Genomic DNA, 15463 nt, shown 5'->3' with positions numbered 1-15463 from the left:
GGATTGCTTTTTTGATTGTTCCTTGAAAACATCAGTTATTTTCTATCATTTCCTATTTTTTAAACTGTTCCTCATTGTTTACATCAAGTACATCTAATAAGAAAATGAAGATTGGTATACCGATAATAAGCCCCCATATTCCAAGGAAATGTTCTGAGAAGATGAGAATCATAAATGTATAAAAGATTGGCAAATTCGTTTTCGCAGACATAAACTTCGGATTTAAAAAATAACTTTCAAGAGCATGGATTACTGTAATGAACACAAGTATGTATACAACGTACATTACCCCGCCTACGTTATAAGCAATAATACAAAGTGGAAACAAAGAAATGATTACACCGGCAACAGGAATCAAACCGAGTAGAAAGACCATGACGGCCAATACAAGAAGCTGCGGAAATCCTAAAATCACAAGTGCAATTACAGTTAGTACACAATTGACAACCGCAATTAAAAACTGTGCTTCAATTACTTTACCGAACGATCTTGCAAACCTTTCACCAAAATAAGCAATCTCCTCATAAAAAACCTTCAGATTACTATCTTTAAATTTCGAAGTAAATGATATTATGCGTTCTTTTTCTAACAAGAAAAATAAACTTAGAATAAGAGAGAGTAGTATTTGCAAACTGACTTTTCCTATATTTGCAATTGATTGATATATGACATCTACACCTTGTTCTATATATTTTGATACTTCCATCCCATTAATAGTTGACAGTGCATATTTAATGATCTCATTATCAGGTGGATTTTGAAAAAACAACCTAAACTGATAAATCAATTGGGAAATTTGTATCGTTAGCACAGGTAAATATTTATATAATGTTGTGCCGATAAACGTAACTAATATTATATACAAACATGCGATAACAATTTTCCGATTCACTTTCAATTTCTTTGAAATAAAACGTTGAAACCGATCCATTAAAAATGTCAGTATGAACGTAATTAATATTAAATTAATCATACTTTTTAATCCATATAATACAAGCGCTACTATTATTAAAACGAGAAACCGTTGGAACCCTCTACTTCGAAAGAAATTTTTCACTTCATTCATTAAGATTTAACCTCCCCCTTCAATGGATGGAAATTGAATATATTACATTTTATGAACTTCTATAGACAATCTTTCTTATTAATTGAGAAGAATCCTTTTTTTCTTTTTATATTGTTAGATTCTTTTCATATTAGCCTACCAACATATTTCAGTGGAGCTCTATTTTTCGTTTACCCTTTTACAGTTTTGGTGATCTTCTATTTTTAGACTGTTGCTCATACGCATATCCCATATTGAAGAGTTCCTTTTCACCAAATTGCTTCCCGACAAACACTGCACCTACTGGCTCTCCATTGTTATCATATCCTGCTGGCACCGCTAATTCTGGATAGCCAGCTACAGCTGATAGAAGAACTTCTTCGTTGTTAATCATAACTAAAGCATCCAAACCTTTTTCTACTAAATATCTATCTAGCTCTTTTCTTGCATTTTCTTGACTCGATCGCACTATTTTTTCAAACTCATCTTTCGTTATAGCAGATTTTTCAGATCCCTCAATTAATGTTTGTCCGTATTTTATTCGTCTATTACTATCCTTTTTATTAAACGCTATAATCTCTTCTAGCGATTTTACCGGTACATTTTTTTGCTGTGCAAGATAATCGTTAACATTATGTTTGAACTCATATTCTAATGTTTGCAGATTATCTACTCCCCCATCGTTTAACTGAATATCATCAGTCAATATCGCACCTGCATCTTGAAGGTCTTTTCTAATCTTTTCTGCTACTTTTTTTCTATTCTCATCTTGTCGATCTATTGAAAAAAGAACTCCTACTTTTTTCCCTTTCAATCCGTCTATTGATAAGTCCTTCGTATAATCAATTCTTTCTTTATCTTTCATTTTTTCTGTCATAGCATCTTTTTCATCATAACTTACCATTATATTAAATAACGTTGCCGCATCCCTCACCGTTCTTGCCATCGGCCCTGCTATATCAAGTGTTTCAGCTAACGGAATAATGCCAGATCTACTCACCATACCTAGTGATGGACGTAATCCAACTACTGATTGCTGCGTCGCGGGTGCTACAATTGACCCAGTCGTTTCCGTCCCGATTGCAAGTGGTGCAAAATCTGCCGCAACTACTGTAGCAGATCCAGAACTTGATCCCGCTGTATCAAACGTAATCGGACCGTATGGATTCAAATTTTGTCCTTTTTTCCCGCTATATCCGCTAGGCATTGTAAAGGATAAATAATTTGCCCACTCAGACATATTCGCTTTTCCTAAAACAAAAGCACCTTCTTCTTTCAACTTCTTCACTATCGTCGCATCTTCATCTGCAATCCAATCTTTTAACACATAAGTGCCCGCGCTTGTCGGCATCACATTTTTCGTTTGTACATTATCTTTTACGATAACCGGCATGCCGTATAAGTTCGATTTCTTATTTAAATCCCTCTCTTTGTCTAACTTTCGCGCTTCTTCCATTGCATTTGGATTTATCTCTGTAACAGCATTTAATGTTATTCCATTTTGATCATGTTCTTGTATTCTAAAAAGATATATACTCGTTAATTCTTCATATGATAATTTCCCATCATCAATCATTTTTTGAAACTCATCTACAGTCGCATTTACGACTTCTTTTTCTTTTATCTTTACGTTTTCTATGTTAATTCCTTTCAACTGGTTATGTATTGGTTTTAACACTCTATCTTTATCATATACGATACGCTCAGGTTCCTTTGGAAAATAGTTTTTATACACGTAATATCCTCCGGCACATGCCAATAGGACAATACCTCCAGCAATTGACAGCGTTATCTTTACCCACTTCTTCATGTTGTTCCTCCACTCTAAAAGTTGCTCAATTGTATTGAAAAAGAGAGTTATCCTTATAACCCTCCTTATTAAAAGGCTAAATGAAAAAATGAAAAATTTCAATTTAATTCATTCTTTTTTTCATTTGCTTCGCTAATAATTCCTTCACTTGATTATACGTTAACCCTGAATCCTTATTTAAACGTTTTACCTCCTCAACATCAGTACCTACCACTGTATATTTTTTCTCATCATTCATTTTGCCACTTCCCTTTCTACTGCATTATTTCTAATATTTTTCCCCTAAACTCTTATAAATTAATACAAATAAGGAAACTGTACGAAATTCAATAGCCAAAAGGGATTCAGTTACATAGGAGGAAAAGATAAAAAAATGTCGAATTTATATACTGGTTGTATTTAAGGACTTGGAGGTTACATTTTGAAAACATATGAGTTTAAACATAACATTCCAACATTAGAAGAGTACAAATACTTATGTGATTCTGTTGGTTGGTCTAATTATATGAATTTTGAAGTGGCGGAAACTTCACTGAAGCATTCTATTCACTGCATCACAGTGAAAGATAATGAACAAATTATCGGCATGGGGAGAATTGTCGGTGATGGATCTATCTATTTCTATATTCAAGATATAGTAGTTCATCCAGAGTATCAGAAACATGGTATCGGGAAAGAAATCATGCATCGTTTAGTTGCATACTTACATGAGAATGCCCCTGATAAGGCGTTTGTCGGTTTGTTTGCATCACAAGATAAAGAATCATTCTATGAAAAATTTGATTTTAAGGATTACTCACCAAACATGACGGGGATGTTTACTGTCATTTCAAAATAATAAACATAATAGATTTTTAATTGTAAGGAAAGACTTCGATTCATATGAAGGAAATCGTTCTTGCAGTAAGAGTTTAACATTGCATACGAAAGGAGAGTACATATATGGCTAATATGTACTCTCCTTTTATTTAACTTTTTACATATTAAATTTCTTAATAAAATTTCACTACATCTTCAGTAGGTAAGAAAGTTCTTTCTCCTGGTTGTTCATTTGGCTCACCAAATGGCATTTGTCCTACTAAGCTCCACTCTGCTGGAATGTTCCAAGTTTCTTTCACTTCAGCATCTACGATTGGATTGTAGTGTTGCAGGGATGCGCCAATTCCTTCAGCCGATAATAACATCCATACAGTATGTTGTAACATTGCATTTCCTTGATGAGACCAGAATGGGAACTGATTTTTATATAATGGTGCATTTTCTTGCATTTTTTCTACTGTTGCTTGATCTTCAAAGAATAACACAGTCCCAACACCTGTATGGAAACCTTTTAATCTTTCTACAGTCGCTTCAAAGTTTTCTGCTGGTACGCGGGCTCTTAGTGTTTCTTTAACAATATCCCAAAACTTTTCATGTTCTCCATCCATTAATACAACCATACGACCACTTTGCATATTGAAAGATGTTGGTGCGTGTAAAGCTGTTTTTAAAACTTCTTCAATTCTTTCTTTCGTAATTGCATCGTTTTTTGTTACTTTACGAATAGAACGACGGTTCACGATTGCTTCTTTTAAATTTGTTGTAGTTGCTGACATTTTAATTCCTCCAAATATTTGTTTTATAATTTATTTTGTTATTTCATAACAAGCGAATTAGCAATATCCATCTGTATTACATTGCATACCTTCAAATGAATTTGTTTTATCCTTTTCAATTTCTTTATCGATGACTCTTTGTAGCGTTTCTTTACTAGCAAGCCCTTGAATGACTTCATCTCCAATCATGACAGTTGGAACAGCCATAATATTTGCTTCATCATATGCATGCTGAATTGCTTCTTGATGCTTTTCTTTATATTTACGAGTTACTAAAGCATCTTTAAATTCAGCTTCAGGAAGACCTACTTCTACCGCTAATTTTGTTAAAATATCAATATCTTCAATGTTTTGCTCTTCTTGGAAAAATGCTGTGAATACGCGGTGATGATACTCATTTCCTAGTCCACGTTCTTTCGCAAATTGACATCCTTCGAAAGCTAAATGTGTATATGGATGCGGTGAAACACGCGGCAAACGCATATCGATTCCTAACTTCTTCGCAGTTGGAAGAATAAAAGCATCCCATGAGCCTAATTTTTCTGGCTCATTCCATGGATCTATTTTTGAATATGGACTTGGACGTAATTCAAATGGCATCCATTCAATTTCTACATCTTTCTCTTTCGCTACTTCATCTAATGGACCTTTTGCTAAAAAACAAAATGGACATATAAAATCTGAGTATACTTTCATTTTTACAGTCATACTTTTACACCTTACCTTTATAGTTGTAATCAAATCAGTTACATTAATAATAAAAAAATATAAATATGATTTAAGCATTCATTTTTTCTTGCAAAGTTTCAAACAAATGCCCCATCGTAATATTTCTCAAAATTTCTTCCATCGCGGATTGCGCTTGTATTAATATAACTTCTAACACTGCTTGAATATTCGCTCCAATTGGACAATCTGGATTTGGTTGCTCGTGCATATGAAATAGTTTGTCTTCTTCGACTACATTTACTGCATGGTATACATCTAACAATGTGATTTCATGTAAATCCTTTAATAATCCCGCACCACCTGGACCGCGATTTACATATACAAAACCAACTTGTTTCAAGTACGACATCATTTTACGAATGACTACTGGATTTGTGTTTACACTTTCAGCTATATAGTCTGAAGTACAAAGTGAAGACGGATTGTTTTTCAAAATAGATAAAATATGAACAGCTATAGAAAAGCGGCTACTAATTTTCATTGTGATCACCACCTCGATGTAATCATTATAGTTACAACGAAAAGATAAGTCAATCCTTTTCATAGATTTTTTATAAGTAAATTAAAAAGTGTCCCATTATGATATATGAGACACCTCTTTTTATTCTGTAAATAGCGCTTGAAATTCTTCAATAAATAGCTGCACAGCGATTGAGGAATCCTTTAATGAAGGAACAGCTAAAGCAATTTCTCTCCATACTTGTGGTTCCAATTCTCTCGTTTGCACATTCTGTGGTAAATTCGTTAAAGATAATTGAGCTAATATTGCAATACCTAACCCTTCTTGAATCATATTTAAAGCTGTAGTAACGGTCGATATTACATACTCAACCCGAAGTGGTACGTTTGCTTGTTTAAACATATCAATAATGGGTGGTTCGTATCCACCCTTACATAATATGATCGGTTCATTCTCTAAATCACTAATTGCAATAGAGTCCTTCTTACAAAGAGGATGATCATCTCTTAAGATAGCAACCATTTTCCCCTTCGTTAATGGGACAATCTCCATCTCTTTATTAGGCAAAATAACAATTCCTATATCAACAACCCTCGATACTAACCAATCTTCAACTTCTTTAATCGTTCCTTCACAAAGAACGACTTCTAAGTTTGGATACTTCTCCTTAAAAAGGTTTATCATTTTGGGTAAGAAATGTGCAGAGGCACTCGGAAAACTCCCAATTCGAATCGTCCCAACTTCGTATCCTTTCTCCATCGCAACTTCTTGTTCAATCTTCTCTACACCGTTCAAAATCTCTCTAATATGCACAAGAATTCTGTTTCCTACATCCGTAACGATTAGCCCTTTTCGTTTATCACGTATAAGAATCGTAACTCCTAACTCTGACTCAATACTTGAAATCGCATGACTTACAGCTGGCTGCGTCATATTTAACACCCGAGCAGCCTTCGTAAAACTACCTAACTCAACAGTTTTTATTAATATTTGCAGTTGTGTAATGGTCATAACTAATCACTTATACTCCTTATAAAAAAGATTCATTTTATTTATTACAGTCGATATCATATCATAGTGAAATGAATAACAACAAGGAGGTCTTACCATGACACAGCTTTCTCGAACTAAGACGGCCATAATCCTTACCTTTCTCGTTTTCATGTGGGGAATCAATTGGCCTTTATCTAAGTTTGCCCTGCATTATACACCACCCGTTTTATTTGCAGGCGTTCGAACTTTAATTGGAGGATTCATTTTACTCCTTTTCGCATTACCGAAATACAAAGAGTTACACTTAAAAGAAACTTGGCATTTATACGTTATTTCTTCTTTACTTAACATCATTATATTTTACGGATTACAAACTGTAGGCCTTCAATATATGCCCGCTGGGTTATTTTCAGCCATTGTATTTCTACAACCTGTTTTACTGGGCATTTTCTCATGGATTTGGCTTGAAGAATCTATGTACGGCTTAAAAATTTTTGGGCTTGTTCTTGGATTTATTGGCGTAGGTGTCATTAGCTCTAGTAGTTTAACTGGACATATTTCTATTATTGGAATCCTTCTCGCGATAGGATGCGCTATTGGCTGGGCACTTGGCACAGTATTTATTAAGAAGACTGGGCACCGCGTTAATTCCATTTGGATGGTAACACTTCAGCTTATTATTGGCGGGCTTTGCTTAATTGGATTTGGTTCAGAGTTTGAAAGCTGGTCTAGTATCGCTTGGAGTATACCATTTGTTAGTGTACTACTCTTTATTTCATTCTTTGTTATTGCAATGGGATGGCTTGCATACTTTACTCTTGTTGGAGCTGGTGAAGCAAGTAAAGTTGGGGCTTATACATTTCTTATTCCATTAATCGCTATTATTGTAAGTTCAATTTTCTTACATGAGGCCATTACTATTAGCTTATTCATCGGACTATTATTTATTGTGGTGAGTATTTGTTTCGTAAATATAAAGCCGAAAACACTTGCTGTAAGGCAGCAAGTTGAAGTGAAATAAAAATGAAAAAGAGCCTGCTGTGTGTAGGCTCTTTTTCACCCTTTTATCAGTACAGTTCAGTTACAGAGAGTTTTATTAAAAGGAATTTTTTTCTTTTTATTGTATGATGATACTTAAGTAGTAAGAATATTACCTCTACTATATATGGATGGACTAACAATTCTAATCATAAGGGGGCATTATATGGTTTTACAGTATAAAGAATTTGGAGATTCAAGCTCACCACTTATGGTTTTTATTCATGGTGGTGGAGTCAGTGGTTGGATGTGGGACAAACAAATTAAACATTTTACTAACTATCACTGCCTTGTTCCTGATTTACTTGAGCAAGGAAAAAATAAAAGTAAAGATCCTTTCTCAATAAACTTTAGTGCTGAAAAAATCATAGACCTAATTGAAGAAAAAAGTCAGGGTCAAACTGTTATAGTAATTGGGTTTTCATTAGGCGCTCAAGTATTAATTTCCATGCTCAGTATGAAGCCAAACTTAATTCAATATGCTATGATCAATAGCGCATTAGTTAAACCAATCCCTTTCGCTAAAACATTAATAAGCCCCCTTAGCTTAACCTACTTCCTAATAAAGAGTAAGACATTTTCCAAAATACAAGCAACATCAATGTACATAGATGAAACACATTTTGATAACTATTATCATGACAGTTGTCAAATAAATAAAAATACATTTGTAAGGATATTAGAAGAAAATATGTCGTTTACAATACCAAAAGGTTTCAAGGATGCTAATAGTAATATATTAGTAACTGTTGGAAACAAAGAAAAAAGAATTATGAAAGACTCAATGACTGAAATCCTTGAAAATAATACGAATTGCACAGGTATTATCATTCCTAAAATTGGTCATGGAATCTCTTTAGCAAATCCCATACTATTTAATACTTTAATTGAAAACTGGCTCGAACATGATATCCTGCCGGAAGACTTAATAATCGTCAATTGATTTCCATACATCAATAAATTTCATTATAGAGTGGCTATAATAGTACCATTATCTTCATTCTTTCTAATCCATAGACGTAATAAAAAAGGTCTCATTATTTTCGATGAGACCTTTCAATCTTACTTACCTTTTAAGGCGTACTACAAAAACACACGCACCTGCCGACGATACAATCGCCAAAATAGATAAGACAATCGCTATTACTTGCATATTACTAGTACCTTCATTCTGTTCTACACTAGACACTTCACCATGTTCTCCTGTTAATGACGTACCTTTTGCAATTGTAGTAAGTGAATGTGGTTTTTCAGCTTTTTCATCGCCTGTCCATTCAACAATTTCTCCGTCTTTATATTGTTGATATGCATCCCAAGCTATTTTTTGTTCTTTATCCGGATTTTTAGCGACGAAAGTAAATCGCTGGAACTGACCGGGTAAAATCCCTTCTCCTGTTGCTTCCCATACTACAGTTTTCACTTTTCCAGCATTATCTTTTTGCTCTTCCACTTTCCATCCTGGTACTGGTTCATACTGTTGGAATTCCACTCCAGACGGTATTTTCAATGTAACTTTTGTCGTTGCTACATTCTTTTCAACTGGTACTTTTATCGTGTAAGTCTCCCAAGAATTAACGTCCGAAGCTTCTGGTTTCACAGTGACGTGCGCACTAACAGGTAACGAAAAAATTCCCATTGCAATAATTGTTGCGATCATTGTTGTGCCAATTTTTTTTATACGTTTCATTTTCTATTAACTCCTTTTTATTTATACCTTCTCTTTATCTGCCGCCTACTATAAATTTATAATCCGCATCAAAGCTATCAAGAGATTTTGTTAATCCGTGCACTTGTATATTCCAGTTTCCTGTCATGTTAATATACATACCTTCCGCTTCATATTCTCCTGGTGAAACGGCCGAAACTTTAAATGAACCTTTTCCCATGTTCATATCCAATGATTGCGTAGTTAAAATAATTTGCTCCATATCGGTAACAGGTTGTCCGTTCTCATCCTTTAAAGTAATATGGAATGTATTTTGTCCTACTTTATTAGGACTTACATGTAAAGTAAGTTCATATCCATTATCTAATTGCTTACTCTCTGTAAAAGGTCCAGTAGGAGGCATCGGTGGTGTTTGTACGTTTGTCATAAAAGCTACGATGACAAAGATGATAATTCCTATGATAAACTCTACTTTCACCGTAGCGCCTAAACCTTGCTCCGCTCTCATTTTCCCTTTCACATAATGAACAATTCCCAATATCCCCATGAAAATGAATAAAAGTATCTTTGCTAATAAAGCTAATCCATACTTCGTATCAAATAACGAGTGTATTGTTGGTATAAAGAATGTACTGTTAAAAAGACCTGTTATTAAAATCACGATGACAGCACCTGTTGCCCACGGTGAAAAGCGCTTAATCATATCCCAATACATACTCCACTTATCATCCTCTTTACGTAAAAGAAGAACAATAGATGATAGACCACCAATCCATAACGAAGCTGCGAATAAATGTAGAAAGTCCATAACGACCGCAATCTCTTTAAACTTTAAACCAAATGCGTGACTATTAAAGGCTTTCATAACAAGTATCCCGATAAACAATAGTATTGGAATGCTCCATATTTTAAACGACGACAGCTTCTCACACTTCATCGCAAAATACGTAACAATTATAAGCGAACTAATAAGAACCATTTGAGTAATCCATACATATCCAAAAACAGAAAGCTGTAATGTTTCTTTTAATAGTAACGGATCGAATGCTTCTAGCCATGAAACATCAGCATTTATTTTCGCTTGCAATGGTAGATTGAATAATAAGCTAATCAATATACCCAATAATGAGATCCATATTATGTTCTTACTCCTTGATCGAACCGAGGTTGCATTCCCTTTATACATAATAAGATTAAAGAATAGCACGCCTATAAATAGTGAGAAACTTGTATATAAAACTCCACGTTCCATAATCATATCTATTTGCGGGACATACCCCATCTCTTCTACTTGTATATCGTCTGCTCCCGCTTCCTCTGACCCAATTCGGAACGGAATAACTCCTTGAATAGGATGCCCGTCAGCAGAAATCACTTTCCACTGAATAGAGTAGAGTCCGTTTTTCAAGTTTTCTTTTAAGCCTATTTCTAATATTTTTTTGTTTTTCTTATCGATATGAGCATCTTTTAAATCTACTCTTGTACCTGAGGTATCTCTTACAAACAATGTATTAAAATGCGAAACTTGTATATCCTCATCAAATTCAATTTTCACTACAGATGGCGCTTTCTTCAACGTTTCATTTTCAGCAGGGTTTGATTTCACAATGTACGCATGAGCAGATGCACTTTTTGGTATCAATATGATAAGTACACACGCAATTAATAGCCATGCCCCTAACCTTCTCATTACTTTCACAATCATTTCACTTCTTTCTTCCTCATAACTATCTTTTCATTCCTTAAACTTCCCAAGTTTCATTCTTCGACGAAATATTAACCTGATTAAATATAAATTTCTATACAGTGTAACTTTTTATTTCTCTCTCACCTCTTAACTTCCTATACAATAGTAACTACCTTCATAGATACAACTTACATTTTTAAAGTCGATTGTTATTATATCATAAAATATATTTATGTAAGTTCCTAAAGAAGAAAAGTTATCGTGAATCATTTGTGAAAAAAGTGTGAAATACATCAATGAAAAAGGTATTACGTTATTACGCAATACCCTTCTTCCATCATAAAATTTCTTTACTTCTCTTCTGGATAATCACAATACTCAATGATTGTTCCCTCTGTATCCGCTGGGTTAAGATATATTAATCTTCTACCGTGCTTATTAATTCGAAGTGTATGCTCTAACGTTCGAATACCTTGTTCTTTTAACTCTTCTAAAGCTACATCTAAATCATCGACACGGTACGCAACGTGATGAACACCTTTACCTTTTTGCTTTATAAATCGGGCAATTGGAGATGTCGTATTATTCGTAGGCGCAAGTAATTCAATTCTATCTCCATCCACTTCAAGAATGGCTACTTCGCTTTCCACACCAGGAGCTTCACTTACGTAACGATCTATTAAAGTTCCTAACAACACCTTTTCATAAAAATGTATCGTACTTTCTATATCTCGAACTGCGATGCCGATATGATCAATTGTTTTTTTCATTTTATTTCCCCTACTACTTTATTTTCTTTCATTATTAATAGTAACAAAAAAAGTTATAGAAACAAGTTCTATAACTTTTTTATTTAACCTATTTTCTTATTCGCACTAGCTGGTTGAACTTGATTTTTTGCTTTTAAAACGCTAATGCCATATCCGATAAATCCACCGATAATTGCTGGGAAGATCCATCCTAATCCTACTTCTTGCATCGGAAGGAATTTAGTGAACACTCGGCTTACTACTTCAATGTTAACTCCAGCTGCACTTAATCCATCGAATAAGCTGATGATAAATGTTACGATTAAGCTCACTTGATAAACTTCAGCTCTTCCTTTGAATAATGAATGGAAGAATGTTAAGAAAATCAATACGATTGCTAGTGGATAAATTGCTGTTAGTACTGGAACAGAAACTGCGATTAATTGTGTTAATCCTACGTTTGCAACAATTGCACTAAATACACATAGTATGATTGCAATTGCTTTGTAAGGGACATTTGGGAATAACTTATGGAAGAATGAAGAACATGCTGATACAAGTCCCACACTAGTTGTTAAACACGCTACTGTAATCATTAATCCTAATAATACTCCACCATATGATCCGAAATAGTAGTTAGAAACTTTCGCTAATACTTCTCCACCATTCTCTAAATGTCCAAGCTTTGCAACACTTGAAGCACCCATATAAGAAAGAGCTGTATAGATAATTGCTAAAATAGATGCTGCAATGATTGTCGCTTTTGCACAAACGATCATAATCTGTGTTTTCGTTTTCGCACCTTTTTCTTTAATTGCATTAATGATAATGATTCCAAATACGAATGATGCAAGTGTGTCCATTGTTAAGTACCCTTCTTGGAACCCTTTAAAGAATGCATGTGATGTATAAGCTTCCACTGGTGCTTGCATATCTCCAATCGGATGTATAAAAGCAACGATTACTAATATACCGATAAAAGTTAACTTAATTGGCGTTAAGATTTTTCCAACAATATCGACAATTTTCGCGGGATTTAGCGAAAAAAAACAAGTGATGCTAAAAAATACAATTGTGAAAAGAATTAAAGGTGTAGAGCCTATTCCCTCTGGCATAAACGGCTTAAGACCAATTTCATAAGAAACATTTCCTGTTCTTGGTATTGCAAATAACGGGCCAATCGCTAAGTATAAAACTGTTGTAAACACAATCCCGAACACTGGGTGAGCCCGACTTGCTAATGACTGTAAATCATCTTTACCCGAAAAACCAAATGCTAGTACACCTAGTAATGGTAAACCTACTCCTGTTACTAAAAATCCAGCGTTAGCAACCCATACATTTTCTCCTGCTGATTGACCAAGCATTGCCGGGAATATTAAATTTCCTGCTCCAAAAAATAGTGCGAATAACATTAATCCAATAACTACTATGAACGAAAACGGTACTTTGTTCGTCATAATATAACCTCCATTCAAATTTCCTTATCTCATTTTCCATTTTTAACTAATTGAATTTTCTGAATCTTCAGTTCGAATATCAACTATTCTTGAACTCATTATAGTTTGCTATATAATATTTTGCAATACTATTTTCAAACTTTTCATTCATTTTATAAATATACATTTTTTAACATAGAAATAGACTAAAAAACCAACATGGTCATCCATGTTGGTTTTTTATATTTACTATCAATTAAAATTTCGCCGCTACTTTTTTAACGTTCTCTAAACCTTCTTCAACAATTTGTTGTGAACGATCTGGATATTGATTGTGCCCTTCAATTACAACAGTCTCTGGATTTGTAATTCCCCAGAACCCAAGCACATTCGTTACATAATTCACTGCCATTTCCATAGGAGCCATTTGTTCTGAAGAGTAATCTGAACCACGCGCACCTAATACAACGACTTTCTTATCGCCAGCTAAACCTTCTGGACCATTTGCTGTATATTTAAATGTTTTTCCAGCTTGAGATAAGTATGAAATATACGTAATTAATGGCGCTGGCACTGTGAAGTTCCATAGTGGAAAGGCAAATACAACTTTATCAGCTTCTAAAAACTGATTTAAATATTGATCTACCGTAGCTACAGCCTTCTCTTCTTCTGCTGTTAACTCCATTCCTTGACTACGTTTGTATCCACCTGAAATAGCGATATTTCCGTAATACGGAAGATCTAATGCGAATAAATCTAACTCCGTAATTTCTGTATTTGGGTTCGCTTCTTTATAAGTACTTACAAATGTTTCATACATTCTTGAACTAACTGCTTGCTCCGCTGGACGATCGTTTGCTTTTACAAATAATACTTTTGACATTGTTTTATTCCCCTCTACTTTTGTATTTTCTTCTTTTTTACCAAATAACGAGCTAAATAATCCCATTTTCTTCACCTAAACTTTCTTATCATATTCATTATTCATCATCATAAAAATTCTTATTCTAGTAAAAAGTTCCAATAGATACCTTAAGTACAAACACAAAAAACTTTTTGTTATTTAATTACCTTATGTAAGTGATTGTAATACAGTAACTTACTTTAGTCAAGTAACTTTAAATAAAAAATAATATCTCGGATTAAAAATAAAGACCACAATACAATTCATACACCCATTGCAACTTTATTGTTTGTATAATGGATGTAGAGAGGGCAATTCATATTTAGAAAGGATTTACTCATGAGCACTATAGAAAAGATTCAAACTTTCATTATTCTTTTTGCTGTTACATGCGGCATCGTACTCGGACAATTTAATTTGATACATATGTATTCAGAGCAATTTATTGTCCCCTTCTTATTTTTCATGCTGTATGGATTATTTCTCAGCATTCCATTGAAAGAAATAAAAAATGGATTCCGCAATTTAAAATTCGCTGGAACGAGCCTTACTATTAATTTTTTATGGACACCTTTACTCGCTTGGGGATTAGGTGCACTATTTCTTTCAGATCACCCGGCACTTTGGGTTGGATTTATTATGTTAATGGTTACTCCATGTACAGATTGGTACTTAATCTTTACTGAAATAGCGAAAGGAAATGTAGCACTTTCTACTGCAATTTTGCCTGTGAATTTAATTTTGCAAGTACTACTCCTTCCCATTTATTTATTTTTATTTGCTGGTGTCATGAAGACAGTAGCGGTTTCTGTTTTAGTAGAAAGTATTGTTATCGTAATCGTCTTACCATTTGTACTTGCACACGCTACAAAATTCATTATGAATAAAATGAAAAAAACTGAAACACTCGAGAATAAACTCATTCCGTTTTTCAGCTCTGCTCAAATTGTATTTTTAAGTTTAGCTATCGTAGCGATGTTTGCATCACAAGGAAAATATTTACTACAAAATATGAATGTCGTTTTATTACTACTCATTCCTGTTCTATTGTTCTTCATCATTAATTTTATACTGGGACAATTTATCGGACGCATAATGCGTTTACCTTATAAAGATACAGTAAGTTTAAACTTAACAACATTAGCAAGAAACTCACCTGTTGCACTCGCTATTGCTGTAACAGCTTTTCCGGACGAGCCTCTTATTGCACTTGCACTCGTTATTGGACCGTTGATTGAACTACCAGTACTTGCTTGTGTTTCACAAGTGTTGTTGCTTATTAAGAGAAAACAGCGATATACATAATAAAAAACGTCCTACTTTAGGACGTTTTTTTATTGTCGAGAAA

General features: G+C 34.0%; 16 protein-coding genes. 4 read left to right on the top strand and 12 right to left on the bottom strand.

The window, feature by feature from the left end:
* Window positions 1-52 precede the first annotated feature (52 nt).
* From ACLBWW_RS15520 to ACLBWW_RS15510, 3 genes are all read right to left on the bottom strand, one after another.
* Window positions 53-1066: an AI-2E family transporter gene (locus tag ACLBWW_RS15520; protein WP_048543233.1), complete on the bottom strand. Its 1014-nt coding sequence runs from the start codon at window positions 1064-1066 to the stop codon at window positions 53-55.
* 178 nt (window positions 1067-1244) lie between these two features.
* On the bottom strand, window positions 1245-2855 hold the full coding sequence (locus tag ACLBWW_RS15515) for an amidase family protein (RefSeq protein WP_098633600.1): 1611 nt from the start codon (window positions 2853-2855) through the stop codon (window positions 1245-1247).
* A 103-nt stretch (window positions 2856-2958) separates the two neighbouring features.
* Window positions 2959-3093, bottom strand: coding sequence for a hypothetical protein (locus ACLBWW_RS15510; protein ID WP_000997339.1), 135 nt, complete (start codon window positions 3091-3093; stop codon window positions 2959-2961).
* A gap of 183 nt (window positions 3094-3276) precedes the next feature.
* Here ACLBWW_RS15510 and ACLBWW_RS15505 point away from each other — a divergent pair, with 183 nt between their 5' ends.
* Window positions 3277-3693, top strand: a complete 417-nt coding sequence (locus ACLBWW_RS15505) for a GNAT family N-acetyltransferase (protein WP_046959136.1) — start codon at window positions 3277-3279, stop codon at window positions 3691-3693.
* Between the two features lie 154 nt (window positions 3694-3847).
* Here ACLBWW_RS15505 and ACLBWW_RS15500 read toward each other — a convergent pair whose 3' ends face one another.
* From ACLBWW_RS15500 to ACLBWW_RS15485, 4 genes are all read right to left on the bottom strand, one after another.
* Window positions 3848-4450, bottom strand: a complete 603-nt coding sequence (locus ACLBWW_RS15500; protein ID WP_048543235.1) for a nitroreductase family protein — start codon at window positions 4448-4450, stop codon at window positions 3848-3850.
* Window positions 4451-4507: 57 nt separating this feature from the next.
* A complete protein-coding gene (locus tag ACLBWW_RS15495) occupies window positions 4508-5158 on the bottom strand; it encodes a DsbA family oxidoreductase (RefSeq protein WP_048543236.1) in 651 nt (216 codons plus the stop codon).
* Window positions 5159-5228: 70 nt separating this feature from the next.
* Window positions 5229-5660, bottom strand: coding sequence for an Rrf2 family transcriptional regulator (locus tag ACLBWW_RS15490; RefSeq protein ID WP_048543237.1), 432 nt, complete (start codon window positions 5658-5660; stop codon window positions 5229-5231).
* 120 nt (window positions 5661-5780) lie between these two features.
* Window positions 5781-6650, bottom strand: a complete 870-nt coding sequence (locus ACLBWW_RS15485; RefSeq protein ID WP_447614121.1) for a LysR family transcriptional regulator — start codon at window positions 6648-6650, stop codon at window positions 5781-5783.
* Window positions 6651-6747: 97 nt separating this feature from the next.
* Here ACLBWW_RS15485 and ACLBWW_RS15480 point away from each other — a divergent pair, with 97 nt between their 5' ends.
* Window positions 6748-7653, top strand: coding sequence for a DMT family transporter (locus ACLBWW_RS15480; RefSeq protein WP_000192802.1), 906 nt, complete (start codon window positions 6748-6750; stop codon window positions 7651-7653).
* Between the two features lie 183 nt (window positions 7654-7836).
* A complete protein-coding gene (locus tag ACLBWW_RS15475) occupies window positions 7837-8613 on the top strand; it encodes an alpha/beta fold hydrolase (protein ID WP_098079420.1) in 777 nt (258 codons plus the stop codon).
* Window positions 8614-8736: 123 nt separating this feature from the next.
* On the opposite strand, the gene ACLBWW_RS15470 is transcribed toward ACLBWW_RS15475, so the two are convergent.
* The 5 genes from ACLBWW_RS15470 to ACLBWW_RS15450 form a co-directional block, all read right to left on the bottom strand.
* Window positions 8737-9357 carry a YcnI family copper-binding membrane protein gene (locus tag ACLBWW_RS15470; RefSeq protein WP_098079419.1) on the bottom strand — a complete coding sequence of 207 codons (621 nt, stop codon included), beginning with the start codon at window positions 9355-9357 and terminating at the stop codon, window positions 8737-8739.
* Between the two features lie 34 nt (window positions 9358-9391).
* Window positions 9392-11041 (bottom strand): copper resistance CopC/CopD family protein, encoded by a 1650-nt coding sequence (locus ACLBWW_RS15465; RefSeq protein ID WP_447614120.1) that lies wholly within the window; start codon window positions 11039-11041, stop codon window positions 9392-9394.
* 332 nt (window positions 11042-11373) lie between these two features.
* Window positions 11374-11793 carry a VOC family protein gene (locus tag ACLBWW_RS15460; protein ID WP_000750864.1) on the bottom strand — a complete coding sequence of 140 codons (420 nt, stop codon included), beginning with the start codon at window positions 11791-11793 and terminating at the stop codon, window positions 11374-11376.
* Window positions 11794-11876: 83 nt separating this feature from the next.
* Window positions 11877-13232: a branched-chain amino acid transport system II carrier protein gene (gene brnQ / locus ACLBWW_RS15455; RefSeq protein WP_116443007.1), complete on the bottom strand. Its 1356-nt coding sequence runs from the start codon at window positions 13230-13232 to the stop codon at window positions 11877-11879.
* Between the two features lie 235 nt (window positions 13233-13467).
* Window positions 13468-14160: an FMN-dependent NADH-azoreductase gene (locus ACLBWW_RS15450; RefSeq protein ID WP_048543242.1), complete on the bottom strand. Its 693-nt coding sequence runs from the start codon at window positions 14158-14160 to the stop codon at window positions 13468-13470.
* A 294-nt stretch (window positions 14161-14454) separates the two neighbouring features.
* Here ACLBWW_RS15450 and ACLBWW_RS15445 point away from each other — a divergent pair, with 294 nt between their 5' ends.
* Complete coding sequence (locus tag ACLBWW_RS15445; RefSeq protein WP_098049262.1) at window positions 14455-15420, top strand: arsenic resistance protein; 966 nt, start codon at window positions 14455-14457, stop codon at window positions 15418-15420.
* The last annotated feature ends 43 nt before the right edge of the window (window positions 15421-15463 follow it).

The organism is Bacillus sp. M5A3_1b, from assembly GCF_053345335.1.
This window is presented reverse-complemented; position numbering and strand designations above follow the sequence as displayed.

Excerpts from the sequence above, each read along its gene's own strand:
- ACLBWW_RS15500 (WP_048543235.1), bottom strand. The coding sequence starts at position 4,450 with ATGTCAGCAACTACAACAAATTTAAAAGAAGCAATCGTGAACCGTCGT.
- ACLBWW_RS15485 (WP_447614121.1), bottom strand. The coding sequence starts at position 6,650 with ATGACCATTACACAACTGCAAATATTAATAAAAACTGTTGAGTTAGGT.
- ACLBWW_RS15475 (WP_098079420.1), top strand. The coding sequence starts at position 7,837 with ATGGTTTTACAGTATAAAGAATTTGGAGATTCAAGCTCACCACTTATG.
- ACLBWW_RS15465 (WP_447614120.1), bottom strand. The coding sequence starts at position 11,041 with ATGATTGTGAAAGTAATGAGAAGGTTAGGGGCATGGCTATTAATTGCG.
- ACLBWW_RS15460 (WP_000750864.1), bottom strand. The coding sequence starts at position 11,793 with ATGAAAAAAACAATTGATCATATCGGCATCGCAGTTCGAGATATAGAA.
- ACLBWW_RS15490 (WP_048543237.1), bottom strand. The coding sequence starts at position 5,660 with ATGAAAATTAGTAGCCGCTTTTCTATAGCTGTTCATATTTTATCTATT.
- ACLBWW_RS15495 (WP_048543236.1), bottom strand. The coding sequence starts at position 5,158 with ATGACTGTAAAAATGAAAGTATACTCAGATTTTATATGTCCATTTTGT.
- ACLBWW_RS15450 (WP_048543242.1), bottom strand. The coding sequence starts at position 14,160 with ATGGGATTATTTAGCTCGTTATTTGGTAAAAAAGAAGAAAATACAAAA.
- brnQ (WP_116443007.1), bottom strand. The coding sequence starts at position 13,232 with ATGACGAACAAAGTACCGTTTTCGTTCATAGTAGTTATTGGATTAATG.
- ACLBWW_RS15445 (WP_098049262.1), top strand. The coding sequence starts at position 14,455 with ATGAGCACTATAGAAAAGATTCAAACTTTCATTATTCTTTTTGCTGTT.
- ACLBWW_RS15515 (WP_098633600.1), bottom strand. The coding sequence starts at position 2,855 with ATGAAGAAGTGGGTAAAGATAACGCTGTCAATTGCTGGAGGTATTGTC.
- ACLBWW_RS15510 (WP_000997339.1), bottom strand. The coding sequence starts at position 3,093 with ATGAATGATGAGAAAAAATATACAGTGGTAGGTACTGATGTTGAGGAG.
- ACLBWW_RS15470 (WP_098079419.1), bottom strand. The coding sequence starts at position 9,357 with ATGAAACGTATAAAAAAAATTGGCACAACAATGATCGCAACAATTATT.
- ACLBWW_RS15480 (WP_000192802.1), top strand. The coding sequence starts at position 6,748 with ATGACACAGCTTTCTCGAACTAAGACGGCCATAATCCTTACCTTTCTC.
- ACLBWW_RS15520 (WP_048543233.1), bottom strand. The coding sequence starts at position 1,066 with ATGAATGAAGTGAAAAATTTCTTTCGAAGTAGAGGGTTCCAACGGTTT.